The 16786-nt window shown below is 58.9% G+C and carries 15 protein-coding genes; 7 read left to right on the plus strand and 8 right to left on the minus strand.

Going from position 1 to position 16786, the window contains the following annotated elements:
* Positions 1-19: 19 nt before the first annotated feature.
* Both K2O51_RS32940 and K2O51_RS32945 read left to right on the plus strand, forming a co-directional pair.
* Positions 20-634, plus strand: coding sequence for a glycine-rich domain-containing protein (locus K2O51_RS32940; RefSeq protein WP_245002030.1), 615 nt, complete (start codon positions 20-22; stop codon positions 632-634).
* A gap of 537 nt (positions 635-1171) precedes the next feature.
* The gene (locus tag K2O51_RS32945; protein ID WP_220632296.1) at positions 1172-1399 is read left to right on the plus strand and encodes a DUF2188 domain-containing protein; all 228 of its coding nucleotides are present in this window, start codon (positions 1172-1174) and stop codon (positions 1397-1399) included.
* 642 nt (positions 1400-2041) lie between these two features.
* On the opposite strand, the gene K2O51_RS32950 is transcribed toward K2O51_RS32945, so the two are convergent.
* Positions 2042-3247: an ISL3 family transposase gene (locus tag K2O51_RS32950; RefSeq protein WP_011295769.1), complete on the minus strand. Its 1206-nt coding sequence runs from the start codon at positions 3245-3247 to the stop codon at positions 2042-2044.
* A 453-nt stretch (positions 3248-3700) separates the two neighbouring features.
* On the opposite strand from K2O51_RS32950, the gene K2O51_RS32955 reads away from it, so the two are divergent.
* Positions 3701-3850, plus strand: a complete 150-nt coding sequence (locus K2O51_RS32955) for an IS3 family transposase (RefSeq protein WP_220632215.1) — start codon at positions 3701-3703, stop codon at positions 3848-3850.
* Between the two features lie 242 nt (positions 3851-4092).
* Here the strand turns inward: K2O51_RS32955 and K2O51_RS32960 are convergent, their stop codons facing one another.
* Positions 4093-4395, minus strand: a complete 303-nt coding sequence (locus K2O51_RS32960) for a hypothetical protein (RefSeq protein ID WP_220632216.1) — start codon at positions 4393-4395, stop codon at positions 4093-4095.
* Positions 4396-5671: 1276 nt separating this feature from the next.
* Between K2O51_RS32960 and K2O51_RS32965 the strand changes: the two genes are divergently transcribed.
* Both K2O51_RS32965 and K2O51_RS32970 read left to right on the plus strand, forming a co-directional pair.
* Positions 5672-7036, plus strand: coding sequence for a GGDEF domain-containing protein (locus K2O51_RS32965; protein WP_220632217.1), 1365 nt, complete (start codon positions 5672-5674; stop codon positions 7034-7036).
* 61 nt (positions 7037-7097) lie between these two features.
* Positions 7098-7466: a sigma-70 factor domain-containing protein gene (locus K2O51_RS32970; protein WP_425333019.1), complete on the plus strand. Its 369-nt coding sequence runs from the start codon at positions 7098-7100 to the stop codon at positions 7464-7466.
* Between the two features lie 535 nt (positions 7467-8001).
* On the opposite strand, the gene K2O51_RS32975 is transcribed toward K2O51_RS32970, so the two are convergent.
* Positions 8002-8292, minus strand: a complete 291-nt coding sequence (locus tag K2O51_RS32975) for a hypothetical protein (protein ID WP_220632218.1) — start codon at positions 8290-8292, stop codon at positions 8002-8004.
* Positions 8293-8818: 526 nt separating this feature from the next.
* Between K2O51_RS32975 and K2O51_RS32980 the strand changes: the two genes are divergently transcribed.
* Positions 8819-9136 carry a hypothetical protein gene (locus tag K2O51_RS32980; RefSeq protein WP_220632219.1) on the plus strand — a complete coding sequence of 106 codons (318 nt, stop codon included), beginning with the start codon at positions 8819-8821 and terminating at the stop codon, positions 9134-9136.
* Positions 9137-9211: 75 nt separating this feature from the next.
* Here the strand turns inward: K2O51_RS32980 and K2O51_RS32985 are convergent, their stop codons facing one another.
* The gene (locus tag K2O51_RS32985; protein ID WP_011295769.1) at positions 9212-10417 is read right to left on the minus strand and encodes an ISL3 family transposase; all 1206 of its coding nucleotides are present in this window, start codon (positions 10415-10417) and stop codon (positions 9212-9214) included.
* 317 nt (positions 10418-10734) lie between these two features.
* On the opposite strand from K2O51_RS32985, the gene K2O51_RS32990 reads away from it, so the two are divergent.
* Positions 10735-11817, plus strand: a complete 1083-nt coding sequence (locus tag K2O51_RS32990) for an IS630 family transposase (RefSeq protein ID WP_220632220.1) — start codon at positions 10735-10737, stop codon at positions 11815-11817.
* Positions 11818-11947: 130 nt separating this feature from the next.
* Here the strand turns inward: K2O51_RS32990 and K2O51_RS32995 are convergent, their stop codons facing one another.
* The 4 genes from K2O51_RS32995 to K2O51_RS33010 form a co-directional block, all read right to left on the minus strand.
* Entirely contained in the window at positions 11948-12550 is a 603-nt protein-coding gene (locus K2O51_RS32995; protein WP_245002031.1) for a transcriptional regulator, read from the minus strand.
* Positions 12551-13010: 460 nt separating this feature from the next.
* Positions 13011-13187, minus strand: coding sequence for a hypothetical protein (locus K2O51_RS33000; RefSeq protein ID WP_220632222.1), 177 nt, complete (start codon positions 13185-13187; stop codon positions 13011-13013).
* A gap of 468 nt (positions 13188-13655) precedes the next feature.
* A complete protein-coding gene (locus K2O51_RS33005; RefSeq protein WP_220632223.1) occupies positions 13656-14777 on the minus strand; it encodes a hypothetical protein in 1122 nt (373 codons plus the stop codon).
* Positions 14778-14937: 160 nt separating this feature from the next.
* The gene (locus K2O51_RS33010) at positions 14938-16635 is read right to left on the minus strand and encodes a hypothetical protein (RefSeq protein ID WP_220632224.1); all 1698 of its coding nucleotides are present in this window, start codon (positions 16633-16635) and stop codon (positions 14938-14940) included.
* Between the last annotated feature and the right edge of the window lie 151 nt (positions 16636-16786).

Genomic DNA, 16786 nt, shown 5'->3' on the forward strand with positions numbered 1-16786 from the left:
GGACCGTACCGTTGAAATCATGTGGCAGGCCATCGACGCGCTTGACTTTTCCAGGATCAAGGCCAAGCTGTCGCACCAGAAACAGGTGCAGTGGACCCCGGAATCGCTGGAGTCGGCGGAAGCTGGCTACCGTCAATTCCTCAAGATGGCGGCGAAGTATCCCGGCGTGCCTGCCGTTCCCAGCGAGCAAGTGGATGCGTTCTGGCACGCCCACATTCTGGATACGAGGCGTTATGCGAGCGACTGCGTGAACATCTTTGGGCATGTGCTGCACCACGATCCGTACGTTGGCATCGATGGCCCGGAAGATGAAGCGCGCCTGTTTGAAATGGCCGCGCAGAGCGACGTGCTGAGTATGCGCGAGTTCGGCCGCCCGTTGACTTCAGCTTCGTATTTCGCTCAGGCGGCAGCGGACGAGCCCGCTTACTGTGCTCGCGAGGCGACTGCGGCGGAACCGGCCTACTGTGCTCGAATGGCCAAGGGACCTTCGTATTGCGCGCGCATGGGCAAGGCCCTCGAACCTGCATACTGTGCTCGCGAAGCGACAGCCAATGAAGTCGTCAAGCGGGATCACGCAGCTGGCGGCCGGGCGGCCTATTGCGCCCTGACGTTGTCCCAGCCCGCGTCCTGCTAACGGCCGGCTCAAACAGAAGACCGTCAGGTTGCGAGGTCGACCATGGGTGCTTGCGGTCATGGCGCGGTGTAAGCACCGAGATGTTCATAGTCTGAAGCTGCCGTACGGCTTCCGATCGTGCCTGCACGGCTGGTGTTGCCTGCAGGCGACGGCACGCGCATTGGTCACCTCCAGGTTGGCGCGGCACGATGGCTGCGGCAGCTTCCGGATGGGCCAAGTCCAGAACGAGCTCGCAACGCGCCCCGCTGCTTCAGGCTTTACTCGTCCGCTTCCATCGCGCTTGCCACATGACTGCGCGTGCGCAGCCTTTACAGTGTTTGGTAATCTTCTGCGCGCAGGCAACACGACGGAATGCCTGTCTCTAGGCATGACACCGCAACCATGCGCATGGTGCCGCCCAGCGACGGACTCCGCCGCACAGCGGCCCTTGATCCGGCCAACCCTCTGGCGCTGTCTTTAGACTTCGTGCAAAGCAAAACCAAAGCCGTGCCTCAACGCTTGCCCACCGCCCGCTCTATCTCTCCCGTGGAAGAACCTATGGAACGAAGGATTATTCGTGTTGTGCCGGCCGTGCGCGGGTGGGCTGTACTGGTACCAGGGAACAATGAAGCGCAATGTCAGTGTTCAACGATGGAGGATGCCATCGCGGCTGGCTGGGCGCTTGCAAAGTGTGAGAATGCCGAACTGCATATCACTCGGCATGATGGCATTGTGCGCCCGGGGGCGGATCCCGGGGTACGACAAAATAGAAGAAAGAATGGGTGAATTGCGTATTAACCTTGACAGAGGTGGATCCACAACAGAAACGTTGGACGTATGACGAGATCACAGCCTGAGTGCAACCATTAGCACGGGCGCCCATTAAAATGGCTCTGCTCAGTTGGGTAGGAACTTGGCGCCCCCAGCAGACCGCAGAAGCGGAGTACCTCAGTGATTGCCGCCACGTCCGTTGGCCCGGGGGGCGAATTCTCACATTGCGCATCATTCTTATTATCCTTCCTACTGACGATCGCTTTGGAAGCACATCGTGTCGAACATTACGCATGCTCCAGCTTGGTCTGCACGGATTTTGAATATACGCACGAAAAATGCTGCCTCACTCGATGTGCGGTCCTCAATGCCATTGCTCGGTGAACTGGTACATATAGTTGTTGCCCCGTTCCCTGCCGCGACCTTGCGCATGTGCCAAGGTGCTTGCTCCCAGCAACATGCGCGCGAGCGGTTGCTAGGAGATCGCACTTTAGACCGAACACGGAAGCTGCACCCCACCTAAGTGGGGCGCTTCCCTTTTTGGAATCCCGGCATTTGTCGCCTACTATGCGCGTACAACGAAATGAATCTTAGATGTGTCTAGAACGGGGGTAAGGCCTCTGGTCAGAATGGATCAGAGGCCTTTTTTTCGGTTCTTCACCGATTTCCGGGGAAGGCCGCCCGGATCTTCAGGAAGAAGTAATGGTCATCACGGAAGCCATAGGCCATCCGTTTGATGACCTTGATCCGGTTATTAATGCCCTCTACCAGATTGGTTCCCAACGGCCAGCGGCTATGAGCCAGGATGCCTGGCAGGTATGGCTTGAGGCGTTTGGCGAACAGGCACAGAGGTACGATGCCGCTGGCCATTGCGCGCTCGTACCACCCTTGCCAGAAGCGCCGGGCGTAGCCGGGATGCCGGTATGTCCAAAGCGTCTTGAGATCGTCCTTGAGCACGTAGACGGTCATCAGCGCCTGGTTGGCAGCCAGTATTTCATCAAGCCGGATCTGATCGGCCTCACGGGTGACGTTCTCCCGATTGCGCAGCAGTAACCAGCGAGAAGACTTCACCACCTTACGGGCGGCCTTGTCGCCGCGCAGCCGATTAGCCTCGTCCACCCTAACCCGGTCGATGACTTCACGGCCGTACTTGGCCACCACATGGAAGAGGTCATAGACGACCTGTGCTTGTGGGCAATGCATCTGCACTTCAAGGTCGTAAGCGGTATTCATGTCCATCACCGCGGCGCGAAGCTGGGCGCAGCCTTCGGGACCAAGCAGCTTGAAGAAGGGTCGGATTTCCTCTCGCGAACGTCCGCGCCCAACCCAGAGTACCCGCTTGCTCGACGGCTCGACGATGACCGTGGCATAGCGATGGCCCTTCTGGATAGCAAACTCGTCCATCGCGATCACGGTGACGCCTTTCAGGTCGACCGGCCCCAGTTCCCGCTCCAGATAGCGCAGGTCGATGCGCTTGACGGTAGTCCAGGCCAATTGGTAGAAGCGCGCGACATGGCGCAACGACATGACTTTGCACAGTCGCGCTACGCTGGCGGCTAGCCGCGTTGTCACCCGCGCATAGGGTGCGAGCCAGTCCAGGCGCTCCAGCTTCGGGCCACATCGCCGGCAAGCCAGACGAAGTCGCGGCACGACCAACTCCACCGGAATCTCGAACATTGGCAGATCCCGCACGCGCCGCTCTACCCGATCGTGGATGCTGCTAACGCCCCGACCACAGCCATCGCAGCACCGTCTCCGGCGCCCCTTAGGTTCCAGCCGGACGATGCAAATGCGCTGCCCATTACGGGTCTCCTCCCAACTATCGCGCAGGCGATAGCCTTCCCAGCAGCCGAGCTGGGCCATACAATCGCGCAGGGCCAACCTCCACCTTCCTGATTCTTGTTGTGTCGCAACTCCAAGATAACAGTGGTGGGCGTGTTGGCCCTTTTTGTTTCTAAACGGTCACGCAGATCGGCGAAGAACCTTTTTTTCCGGTTAACACCGCAGCGACTGATGGCGACAATGACGTCGTCCATAGCTGAGCTCACCAGCTCTGGCGTGCCGGGTGTCTCGTAGCATTGGCCCTTCTGCCAGCAGCATGCAGTGTCCACGGAGATGTACTGACCGTGAGTCCCCCGCCAAGGCGGAACTGACCCTGGCAGGTGAGGTCCTTAGGCCAAGGGTACTTTCCCTGTCGCCGCTGAAGGCACTACCAGTCTCAACGCAGACGTTCCGTCCTACCAGCACCGGGCAGCATGAGCGCAAATATGTGGGAACTGCCTGGTGGACGTTCAGGTAACTGAGATGCGCTCGCGTATGAGCTCGCCCTTTAGCGAGCAGAAGAAGCGCTCCACCACCGCGTTGTCCCACTGCCGCGACCTTGCGCAAGCCCAGGGGGACATCATCGACTACGTGCTGTTCTTCTACAACCGGCAAAGATTGCATTCGGCAACGATGAACATTTAACTCCGATCTTAGAATGCTTCATTTGTCTTTGACGTCGCACCCGCATAAGATGTCGGTGTGTGGCTTTTTCCCTGCAAAACGCTCCCCGTTTCGCAGATTATTATGGGCGCGGCGACGGTCGCGCTTCTTTTTATTATGAGGGCGGTTGGTTGAAAGACCCTATTGGCGAATTTCCGGATGAATCCATTTCGGACAAGTGACGGACTCCCCGAACCCGTCATGATGATTTTTGGCCGGAAAAGTCATGATGATGCGTGGCGCCCGAGCCGACTGGCCGAACAAGATCGGGCAGATCCACACATCCAGCGGGTTGCGTCGCTGCGAAGCGCAAGGTCACCCTCGACGGGACGATTGTGTTGGAACGCTGGATCGTTCATGCGAAATTCCCCGGAGGCGGCCAGCAGGATGGCCGATTGTAGTGTAGCTTCGACGATGGCCGATGCTGAAACGACCGTCATCTGTGGCATCGCCTGCAACACGATATTGCCAAATGTACAGACCTCAGTAGGTGCATTCGCAATCATGGCATGGATGATTTCCGTCAAGCCCACAACCTGCGAAGGGAAACCCCTTCTCGCATTCATCAAGCTTGATAGCGAATGTCGAAGAAAAATTTCTGCCGTCAATGCAAATCCGAACATACTGAGCCCGAAGCGAGGATCCAGGCGAGTAGCCTGACCAGTGTCTTACCGAACTGCCCGAGCGGCCTGGGGCGGGGTGAGCATTCATGCGAAAATGTCTCACCGCTCCGGTGATCGGACTAGCCGTCGCGACCCTGGCATCCGGTCCGTTCGAGATGACACTGGAGGCGGCGCCATACATTGACGCCGATGAACGCAGCGTACTCAGGACGAGCATTGTTTCGACCTCGGAGATGTCTTGCTTGATGCCGCTGCCCTTGTAGGTCAGACGCGCATAGGCCAGAAAGTCGTCCGGCAAACTCCCGGGCCGGTCAGGGCCTCTGGCTCCAGAGTCCGCCTTCCTCGCTGGGGGCTGCGCCAGCACGGTATGAGGCACCGCATGCATTCGCCGCGGACGAACCGCGACGAACGCCGACCGCTGTGGCGGACCGACGCGGCCTCGCACATCGATGCAGCATGCTGCCGCACAGCCGCGATCTGCTGCCGATTGCCCGATAACGCCATAAACAGACCACCGGCACACGCACAGATGCCGGCCACCAGCGCGTAGAGTGTGGCGAGTTGGGTTGAAAACAACGGTCGGGTCATCAAGGCCGTCCGCGATACCGCACTTGCCGTTCCGGCACATCCCGGCAGGTGCGCGCCTATCTTTACTCTGGCAGCCCCGTCGCACAGGGTGGAGATGAGATCAGGGGCCTCACATTACGACTTATGTACGCAATGACCGCTGCGTTGCTGATTTGACTGCGCAGCGCGCACGAAGCAATTCATCTCCCGCGCGTCAGAACGGCGTCCGGAACAAGATCGCCCGGTTCCGGACCGTTCTGACGCATTGGTGATCTTGCGGCCCACTCGGCGGCCGGGATGAGCCCCTGCCCTGCTGAGTTTGGTCGGAACAACAGGATAACCGTCGGTGACAGAACCCTTGATCGGTTGGAGCTGATGCTGGTTTGCGGAGGAGACGCAGGCCGGCTGACTGAATGCTGGCATTTTGCACGTTCAGTCCACTTTGATCGTCGGTCATTGCGTGCAGGAAAGTTGCCACGGCTGCGCAATTTTCAGTGCAGGCTTGATTTCCTTTGCCAAAGTTCTGAGCAATACTTTCGTGATAACAAGACGACGTACGCCACGCCGCCACTGCTGCTGCGCATACGCCGTGGACTGATACACCGGGGGTCTTATGGAAAGTTTCCTGACGCAACATGCCACGCGTAAACAGACGGTAACGGCTGGGATCACCGCATTGCTCATCCTGCTCGTCTTTGCCATTGCCGTTCCCCGCGCGACCATGACGCTACCGGCCGTCGGCCCCTTCATGCCGATGTGCGCGTTGACCGTATTCACCACAGCCGGCATCGCGACTTTCCTGCTCACCGCCCAGTTCACCGCGACCCGGCAGCCGCTCCTTGGCGCACTTGGTGGCGCTTACGCTTTCACGGCGCTGGCCGTGGCTGTGCAGCTGTTGACCTTTCCAGGTGTTTTCACGCCGACCGGCCTCTTGGGCGCCGGTCCGCACAGTTCCGCCTGGATGTGGGTATTCTGGCACGGTGGGTTTCCGTTCTTCATTATTCTCGCCGCATTCACGCGCTATCGATTGGAGCAGGCGCCAATCGGCGCTGCACGTGTCGGCTTTTGGGCGTGGTTGCTGATCGGCGGCCCTACCGTGGTTGGTGCAGCACTTTGCGTGCTCGCCATTTACGGCAATCTGCCTCCCGCCCTCAAGCCGGCGACCGGAATCAGCCCATTCCCCAACGACACGACGGCCTGGGTCACGTGGTCGCTCAACATCGCCGCAATCATCATTGTCCTGCTGACAGGCCGTCTGCGATCTGTGCTTGACCAGTGGCTGCTGATCGCCGTGCTGGCCTGTTTCGTCGATACCACCTTGAATTTTGTGAGTATGGCGCGATTCAGCGTGGGGTGGTATGTCGCCCGGATTTTCAGCATGTTCGCGCCGGGTGTGGTGGTTTGCATGCTCATCTGGGAAGTCAACCTGCTTTACCGCAGACTCTTCGATGCCCATACGTCGTTGCTACGGATATCCGTCAGTGATGGACTGACGGGGATCTACAACCGAGCCTATTTCGACGCTCAGTATCACAAGGAGTTTGAACGCGCCAGACGTACGCACGCGCTCCTGTCGCTTATTCTCATCGACATCGATCATTTCAAACAATACAACGATGCGTTTGGACATCTCCGGGGTGATGCATGTCTGGTCGCCGTGGCCAGCGCGCTTGCTCGAGTCGTCCGGCGCCCGGCCGATTTCGTCGCCCGTTATGGTGGTGAGGAATTCGTGATTGTCCTTCCCGACACAGACCTGCGCGGCGCTTCCGAGATCGCGGAACAAGCCCGCGAAGCAGTCATGCAACTGAGCCTTGAGACGCCTGCTCTCATCGGTTACGTCACGATCAGCGCCGGGTGTGCCGTGATTGGACCGGACAGCCTGCTCGCGCCCGATGATCTCGTTAGAACCGCTGATGCGGCGTTGTATCGGGCAAAGTCCGAGGGGCGGAATCAGGTTCAGCTCGCAGTGGACCGATAATCGTATTGAGAGCCGCTAATAAACCGTGTCATCGCCACATGACAGTTCCATGTGTCATGGCATGGAAGAAGTGTTCGGCGACATGGGGGTGACCGCATACGAGCGGGCACCGGCCGCGGCTAAGCGACGCTGCGCCTGCCGCGGCATCCGACGATTAGGCAGACGAGGAGCGGAAGCTGCATTGTCAACCGTTGATTCCGAATCTGGCCGCACGACTGACCCAGTCCGGCGCGAAATGGGCGCCAGTGAACTGCTGACTCGCGCTGGTGAAAACGAGATCGCAAAACGCATCGAAGGTGGCTTGCAGGACATGATTAAGGCGATCGCGGTGTGCCCGTCAGTGGTCAAGATGCTTGCAGATGTGGACCGCATCGTTACCGGCGAACTGAGTATCGATGAACCGGTCCCGATGGTATCAGCGACGACGTGAACCAAAGCGACATAACTGGAGCGTCGGATGAAGCTCAAGTGGAAGCAGACGCCTCCGACGGCGACCCGGACCGTGATGATGCTGAAATGGACGCTGGGGATTCAGAGAATGCGAAGGCAGCTTGCGTCGAACAACGCACAGCATCGGGGTCGACCCCCGGCCAGAGGACTCACGGGATGGGGAATTTGGCGCATTCAATAGTGAAAATGCCTTGGCCAATGTTGCCGCAGGAAACCCACCTTCACAAGTCTGGCAACGCATGTCGGCGGGCCATGGCATAACCGGGATGTCGAGCGGGTCGACACTTACATCGAAACCGAAGACCGCCGCATTGCCCGGCCTGAAGCTGGACGAAAGCCGACAGCGTCACGGCTTTCGACGACTTCAGCTATGACGAAGCGAACTGAGGGGAAGCAGCTGCTCAATGGCCGCCTTCAAAGAGAAAGCAAGATCCCACGGGCTTGCGCGATGCCCATACGCAATCAGGCCGGTATGCTCGCGAAACCCAGGTGCATCCGTCCAGTTCTACCCGGCCTCAGTGTTTCTGGGTATGTTTGGTAGTGTTGCGATGCATGCGATTATCTTTGGCCTTTTCGTGATTTGACCCTTCCGAACTCCTTCGGTCTTCAGCACGCTGTAAGCCTTTGTCGCGGTCGTTGGAAAATGAGCCATTGGAATTTATCGCAGCCTCATTGCTAGCGTGACCGGACGCCGCTCCGCCGAAATTGCCACCATTGCCACCCCCTCCGCCACCGCCACGCGCAGAGGCACCAAAACTTAGACCAATTAGCAGACTTCCGAGCGCAACTACCAGTGTCTTCTTCATGACATCCCCTGGGAGGTATCGAGGCAGATCCTCGTTTCGCCCCTAATATATCCTGTTGCGACGTCGCCCAGCGTAACAAACGGTAAGGGTACGTTAGCCAGCTGCAAAAGCACTTCATTGGCTGCAACGTAAGGTCCTGGGCATTGCAACTCTTTCCACGTTTTGCTTATCCCGCCTCGCGTGGGGTACGATTAATGCTGCTATGCAGCACAATTGCAAACGGCAAATCCCCGTTGCCTTTGATGGGTGTAGGCGCGGCTGTTGCAGCGCCTGCACCCTCCTTCTTTGCCGCAAAGATAACCGCGTTGAGCGGCGACTGAAGCGCACCATGAAGCAGTCATCGATCATGCCCCGTGGCTGTGAGCTGACTGCTGGGCATCGACAATGATGGGATTGCTATTAATTCGTACGCCGGACACCCAAGTAAGCTATGCGTTGTAGCGGAAGACTGATCCGATCTCCTTTCCGTCGATACCGCGCTGATCCGCCGTATCCCTCTCCCCTTATCAACACGTTGGAGACCCAGATGTCCGCAAGAACCGAGATAGCCAAAGCCCTCAAGCCATGGCTAATTCATAGCTCCTGGAGCAGTGAGCACACTCTCGATGCAAGCCGGTTTTACCGCGCAATGGCTCAGGTGATCGCGAATGCAGGTACAGTCTGGACAGAATCTGAATTCCAGAACGCAGTCTTTGACGTCATCGGTTGGGAACAGAAGGCAACCTTCGAAGAACTTGTCAACGAGTATACGAGCGTCGCCATGAACATTCGGGACTACGAAGCGGTGAGGCCTGAACTGTTGTTTCCTGATGCGCTCTGTGGGTCATACGTGCGACGCCCGTGACCGCTGCTAGACAGGTCGGCGACAAATAATCAGCGGGTGCATGCCATGGAAGCATGGGCCCAAAAAAAAGGTTCTTCACCGATTTCCGGGGAAGGCCGCCCGGATCTTCAGGAAGAAGTAATGGTCATCACGGAAGCCATAGGCCATCCGTTTGATGACCTTGATCCGGTTATTAATGCCCTCTACCAGATTGGTTCCCAACGGCCAGCGGCTATGAGCCAGGATGCCTGGCAGGTATGGCTTGAGGCGTTTGGCGAACAGGCACAGAGGTACGATGCCGCTGGCCATTGCGCGCTCGTACCACCCTTGCCAGAAGCGCCGGGCGTAGCCGGGATGCCGGTATGTCCAAAGCGTCTTGAGATCGTCCTTGAGCACGTAGACGGTCATCAGCGCCTGGTTGGCAGCCAGTATTTCATCAAGCCGGATCTGATCGGCCTCACGGGTGACGTTCTCCCGATTGCGCAGCAGTAACCAGCGAGAAGACTTCACCACCTTACGGGCGGCCTTGTCGCCGCGCAGCCGATTAGCCTCGTCCACCCTAACCCGGTCGATGACTTCACGGCCGTACTTGGCCACCACATGGAAGAGGTCATAGACGACCTGTGCTTGTGGGCAATGCATCTGCACTTCAAGGTCGTAAGCGGTATTCATGTCCATCACCGCGGCGCGAAGCTGGGCGCAGCCTTCGGGACCAAGCAGCTTGAAGAAGGGTCGGATTTCCTCTCGCGAACGTCCGCGCCCAACCCAGAGTACCCGCTTGCTCGACGGCTCGACGATGACCGTGGCATAGCGATGGCCCTTCTGGATAGCAAACTCGTCCATCGCGATCACGGTGACGCCTTTCAGGTCGACCGGCCCCAGTTCCCGCTCCAGATAGCGCAGGTCGATGCGCTTGACGGTAGTCCAGGCCAATTGGTAGAAGCGCGCGACATGGCGCAACGACATGACTTTGCACAGTCGCGCTACGCTGGCGGCTAGCCGCGTTGTCACCCGCGCATAGGGTGCGAGCCAGTCCAGGCGCTCCAGCTTCGGGCCACATCGCCGGCAAGCCAGACGAAGTCGCGGCACGACCAACTCCACCGGAATCTCGAACATTGGCAGATCCCGCACGCGCCGCTCTACCCGATCGTGGATGCTGCTAACGCCCCGACCACAGCCATCGCAGCACCGTCTCCGGCGCCCCTTAGGTTCCAGCCGGACGATGCAAATGCGCTGCCCATTACGGGTCTCCTCCCAACTATCGCGCAGGCGATAGCCTTCCCAGCAGCCGAGCTGGGCCATACAATCGCGCAGGGCCAACCTCCACCTTCCTGATTCTTGTTGTGTCGCAACTCCAAGATAACAGTGGTGGGCGTGTTGGCCCTTTTTGTTTCTAAACGGTCACGCAGATCGGCGAAGAACCAAAAAAAAGCACCGCGAACGGTGCCTCAATGGGAAAAGTGAATAAAGAAGAGAAATTATTTTCACCGATATTTTTAATTGGTGACATTGAAAGAATTTAAGATCAGCTTTTTGTGCAACTAGTGTTCTGTCCCAAAAATAACTTTCTCTAAATTCAGATTGCTCTATGATCGAATCTGTTCAGATAGGAGGCGATCATGGGGCGCAAGGGAATCGAGGTCGTGGTGTCGGAACGGGAGCGTGAACAGCTAGCGTCGATGAGCCGCTCGCGCTCTTTGCCTCATTCCCTGGTGCGCCGGGCAAAGATTGTCCTGATGGCTGCCGATGGACATAGCAACCAGGAAATTGCCCTGCAATGCGAAGTGACGTCACCGGCGATCACACATTGGAAGAAGAGGTTTGTCGCACAAGGGCTTGCAGGTCTGCATGACGAAGCTCGCCCGGGCCGGCCCCGCACGCATGACGATGAGACGGTGGCAGAGTTGCTAGCCAAGGTCCTGCATGAGAAGCCGGATGGAGCCACGCACTGGAGCGTGCGCTCAGTTGCCACGCACACAGGAATTTCCAAGAGTTCGGTGGCCCGGTATCTGTCGCTGTTCGGTGTGCAGCCCCATCGCTCGAAGAGCTTTAAATTGTCCACCGATCCGTATTTCATCGAGAAGGTGCGCGACATTGTCGGGCTGTACCTGAGCCCGCCCACCAATGCGCTGGTGCTGTGCGTTGACGAGAAGAGCCAGTGCCAGGCGCTGGAGCGCACGCAGCCTGTATTGCCGATGGGTCTGGGTTATCTCGAAGGTGTGACGCATGATTACATCCGGCATGGCACAACGACCCTGTTCGCGGCGCTGGATGCCGCAACGGGTGAAGTCATTGCGCAGTGCAAGCCCCGTCATCGGCATCAGGAGTTTCTGGCTTTCCTCAAGCACATCGAGCAGGCCGTGCCCGCTGACCTGGATGTGCACCTGATCGTCGACAACTATGCGACGCACAAGCATCCGAAGGTCAAGGCATGGCTCGTTAAACATCCGCGTTACCACATGCACTTCACGCCGACCTATTCGAGCTGGCTCAATCAGGTCGAGCGATGGTTCGGCCTTATCACTCAACAGACTATCCGACGCGGATCATTCAGCAGTGTGCGTCAACTCATTGGCAGCATCGAACGCTACGTCGAGCACTACAACGTGCACAAGCGTCCGTTCGTATGGACCGCGACCGCCGATTCCATCATCCAGAAAGTAGCCCGGATATGCAAAGTTATTTCCGGGACAGAACACTAGAATGACGCTTAACAAGCGTCCGCCCGAGTGCTTTCACCTCCGGCGAAACCGAGTCAAGCACGTTGCTCCGGTATGGGAATCACCCGTGTGGCACACCAGATTTTTCCTACGGATAGACCAAACGTTCTGGCTAAGCCGCGGGACCGTTGTCGACGGCGTTGAGGTCACGGCAGTGTCCGAAATCGCTCGCTGTCAGGCGCTTGCCTAGAAATTTCCCAAACGCATCGAGCTGAACCCGCGAAGTGAGCCCTGCGCTGCCGCCAATCGTTGGGCAGAAGATCCACGTCGTGTTCTCCTTGGAAAAGATGCGCAAGCGCCTGACTTGGTCGGCTGCCTGGAGCGCGTGCTCTTCGCTGGCGATCCCGCGTAGCGAAAAGGCTTCGACGTACTCGTCGGTATGGCGATGGCTCAGGCATACGACCACCTTCGGACGCCAGCGGGCGCAGAGGTGTGCGAGGAACCGGAAGCGTTCGCCATGCCGGCACAGGTCCAGGTAGCGCGACTGAGGGGTAAGCTCTGGTTGACCCCGAAACGCCTTGGACCAAGTCGTTCGTCCTTTGAATTGGGTCGGCAAGGGAAACAGGCTGAGCCTGAACTCGGCGCCCTCTGGTGCGTAGAGATGTCGCCAGTAGTACTGTTCCCAGTCGTTGTCCGCGGGCCGGACGCTCAGCGCTTCAGCTCGCGCGGCGGCCATAATGCGGGCAACGTATTGATGGCCGAGCCACTTGCCCATGCTTTCCCGGTGCCGGTGACGGAACACGGCGTCCCAGGCGGGCGGCGCCACACGCGGCTGCAGCGGTGCAACGAGGGGGTCCAATGTCGGTTGAGGACTTCTATCGCAAATCCAAACGGCAGCCCTTGGGTTACCTCCCTCCATCCCCGAGTACGACGCAAAATAGCGATCCAGTTCCTGACGCGCGAATACTCCTGAATACTCCATAATTTCTATCCCTTACTGCCTGGCGGGACCCCAATACAATCCAATGCCGCAGCATACCGACGCCTTTGAGGCGTGCGTGTCACTGCGGTCGTTTAGTATTCTTTTTTATGCAAACGGGAGGCGAACGGGACCGGTGCGCCGTATCTGTCACTATAGACGATTCTTAGATGGCTTTTATTTCTGACAAGTTTAAATTGTTGTCAGTGATCGTTTATCGATGTAAGCCGATAAGAAGGGAAAGAATCTGAATTTTTCAGAATGCGTCATCGATGGCGTTCGTTGCCAGCCGCAGCTCGATCCTCACGTCCCGCTTCAATTCAGCCGCCACTTTAACCAAACCTTCAGGAAATAGGAATTTCAATATTTCGATATCTGAAATAAGTGGATTTGCTGCAGTGCGGCAAACCTGGAGGTTGGTTGCTGCTTTCAATCCACGGATGGGACTGAAATGTCCGGGGCTGAGCGTGGATCGGCGGGAGATCCCTGACGATCCCCGGAAGAGGGAGGATGACTATACCAGGCCCGTCTTTGGACTAGGCATCGGGAGGGGGACCCACAGTCGTTTTCCTTCACCCAATCACGATTCAATACAAAGGGAAGGCGGATCCCGCTCTACTTTGGCAGCTGCTTCGGAGACATTCCGACTCTGCAGGCGGCGGTGCATAGCCTCGCATTGTTTCAACATCGTGGCAGTCGGGTCCTCTGCAGGGCTGGCAATGCCAGCCTCAGTAGTATCACGTAGATGTGCTTGCCGGAAGACTAGTGCCGTGACAACGATGAGGGTACCGATGCCCAGGGCTCGAGCTCCACGCTGGATGTATCGCGACATGGCAAATTGGGCATGTTGGTAAATGCTCTACGTCCGTGGAATGAGAAGAGCCGTGCCTGTATCTCAAACTCAGAACCCAGAGAAGCGAATGCCGATCGAGCCATAGCCGTAGTACCGGTCCAGCTTGCCTGCAGTCGCCGCGTTATAGAGGAACGGGATGGTGCCGACGAAGTTGTACAGCGACGCCTGCCCGCGCAGGAACACCTCAACGTTCTTCACTACTGCATACGATAGCTCCAGCCCCAGGGTATGGTTTGAGCGGATCGGAGAGTAGCCATAGGTTTGTACGCGGCTATCGACATTGCTGCGCAACAGGTATTGGAACTGGTAGCCCAGCCGCGCGCTGAAGCTCTCGTACTTCCAGCGCCATGAACCGCCCAAGTTCAGGTAGCCTGCCGTGTAGTTGAAATCGTCGTTGAAATCCAGCCCAAACTGGCTGGCATCGACAGCGAACGAAGCCGAGTTGAGGGTCACGTTGCCCGCGCGGCACGGCGCAGCCAGCGCGCCATTGGCGATGTTGTCGGAGCCAATGGCGACGTTGAAGCTGCAGTTACCTCGCTGTAGGCGCGTGTTGATGCTGCCGATGGTCACACGACTGAGTCCGAGCCCGACAAAGCCAGTAAGCTGGTTACGCTCGGTCAGCTCGCCCGAGAAGATGACGTCGGCTTGGGCCTGAACATCATTCGCGTTCTTTACCGTGAGGCTGTTGAAGGTCGTGTTGTGAACCGTGATCGGCGACGAGCGGTTGAGGCTGCCGGAGTGATCTCCCCATACCGAGAAGCGAACCATAATGCGATCGCGCGCGCCGGGCTCGGCCAGCGGGTCGTAGTGCATCGCCAGCATCCAGCTGTCAATCTGGTTGTGGTCTTGTGAGTAATCGATGCCGCGACGCCAGTAGGTAGCCGAACCCGACCAGTGTGGCGAGAACTTGTAGCCCAGCATCAGCTTGCCGCCGCTATAGTCGCCGGCGTTATCCGACACAGGGCCCTGCACCCCGCGCAGGTTGAAGACGTCTACGTTCTTGTTGACCATATCGTAGCTGGCCTCCACCCGCACCGAGCTGAACTCGCCCGTGGCGGGCTCGGCCAGCATGAACACATCGTCCGGGGCGGCACTGGCCGCGCCTGCACAGGAAAGACCCAGCACCAGGGCGCAGGCCCGGTCCAGCCGGCGCTTGCAAAACAGCTGCATAGAAGACTCCGAGGCCACTGGACAAGCCTCATGCGTGACGCGCTCCAAGGGGCCCGACGCGGACACAAAAAGAGCCCGGTCACCCGCCCCTCCCTTAAGGCGGTCGGATGACCGGGGCATGGCCTTCCCCATCCAGGCAAAAGGCAGCACTACGCGCCGGTCACGGGTTGAGCGTAACCGTAGTCTTAAGGCCTTCGCCGGTCACCTTCGCGGCGTCAGTCCGTACCGTCGCCGTCTTGGCATTCTCCACGCCGCCGTCTACCAGCACACCTACCACGACATTCTTGCCACTGATACCCGTTGCCGCAAATGTCACAGGGAATGTGCTGACCGACTTCGGCGTGAGCGCGTCAACCTGCGCCTGGCTCAGCGTGCCGGCAGACTTGAGCTTGCCGAGGAATACCGTGAACGGCAGGTTCAGCGAGCCACCGTTGGCGCTGTCGAACAGATTGTCCGCCACGCCATTGGAAAGGCTTGCCGCAGCCGACAGATTGCCGCTGATGCGGAACGAGTAGGACGTGTTCGCCGGTACCACCGCATTCGTCAATTGCGAGCCGTTGAACGTCAGCGTCACGTTCTCGATGATGACGTCGACCTGGTTGCCGCCGTAGGTATAGCTCAGGCCGGCGCGAACTTGGGACGCACCGCCCTTGAAGGCATCACCGTTCTGCGTCAACGCGACCTTGATTGAGCCCAGCGTGCCACCGGTGACGGAGATCGCGTCGGTGATCGGGTACGACAAGCCGTTGATCGTCAGGTTTGCGAGCTGCAGGTAGTCGGTCAGCTTGACTGCGTTCGCCACACTGTCGATCTTGCCGCTGTCCACTGCGCTGCCCAGGTTGCTAGCGGCGTCCTGGATCGTCGTTGTATTACCCGTCGACACGGCATCACCGAGCGCGCCCAGCTTGGTCGTGTTCGATGCGTCAGTCAACGCGGTTGGCGTCACGGCCTGGACCAGCGCCGTGGTCGTCGTGGCCTGGGCGCTCTTGGTCACGGCATTGATCGAGCCGCTTGCCTTCAGAGCAGCCAATGTATCGGCCGGGTTGCTGCTTAGCACGATCTCGTCCAGCGCTGCGTCCACGCTCGCCACCTGACTCGTGATCACCGGGCCAGCAAGTGCGGCCACGTTGGCGGCCACGGCGTCAATGTTCGCCTGCAGCGTTGCCGACAAGCCGGATTTGGCGTTCACCACGGCGGAAGACACCACACTCGTTACCAGCGTGGCGCTGGTCAGGTCAGCCGTGCCCGACGCGCCGGCCACGGTGCTCGCCACCGCCTTGGCAGCTGCTGCGGCCGCAGCGTCCGCGGTCAGCGTGCCGCCGGTGGCCAGACCCGTCAGCGTCTTGGCGACTTGGTCGATCAGTTGCTGTACCACGACTGCCGCCTGCAACACAGCCGCATCCTGCATCGGGTCGAGCGTGGCCAGGTCTTTGCCGCCCAGGCCGAGCTTCGTCGCCAGAGCCGCGGCCTGATCCGGACCGAGTTGCGCGACCAGCGTGGTCAGCGGCGAGATCACCGGTGTCACGCCCGCCTTGTAGTCCACTGCCGGTGCTTGCAGCACACCGCTGAACGGCTGGCCAGTACCGATATCGGTGCCGCCGGTCACCTTCAGCGCGCTCCTGGTGCAACCGGCCGGGAAGGTGAAGTCGCCGGTTGCGTTCGTCGTCACCGTCTTGCTGCCGCAATCGAGGAAGGTGACCGTGGCACCGGAAAGGTAAAAGTCCACCGCTTTGCCACTCACGGTGGCAGAAGGCTGGGAAGGCGTGGAGGAATCATCGCCGCCTCCGCAGGCAACCAGCGTTGCCGCGGCGGCTGCCATGAGGCCGAGGGTGAAAATGTAACGGGTATTGGTTTGCACGCTGCTCTCTCCTGTGATCGATACTTCGATACGTCGGTACATGGTGGGGAAGCCTGCGACGGATTGCTGCCGCACACAGTCTTCGGCGCCCTTCGCTGCCCTGTTGTGTCACGCTCCAACCTGCAAGCCGATCCAGCTGCAGCAGCTTGCA

This window comes from Cupriavidus pinatubonensis, from assembly GCF_019602855.1.
Lineage (GTDB): Bacteria > Pseudomonadota > Gammaproteobacteria > Burkholderiales > Burkholderiaceae > Cupriavidus > Cupriavidus pinatubonensis.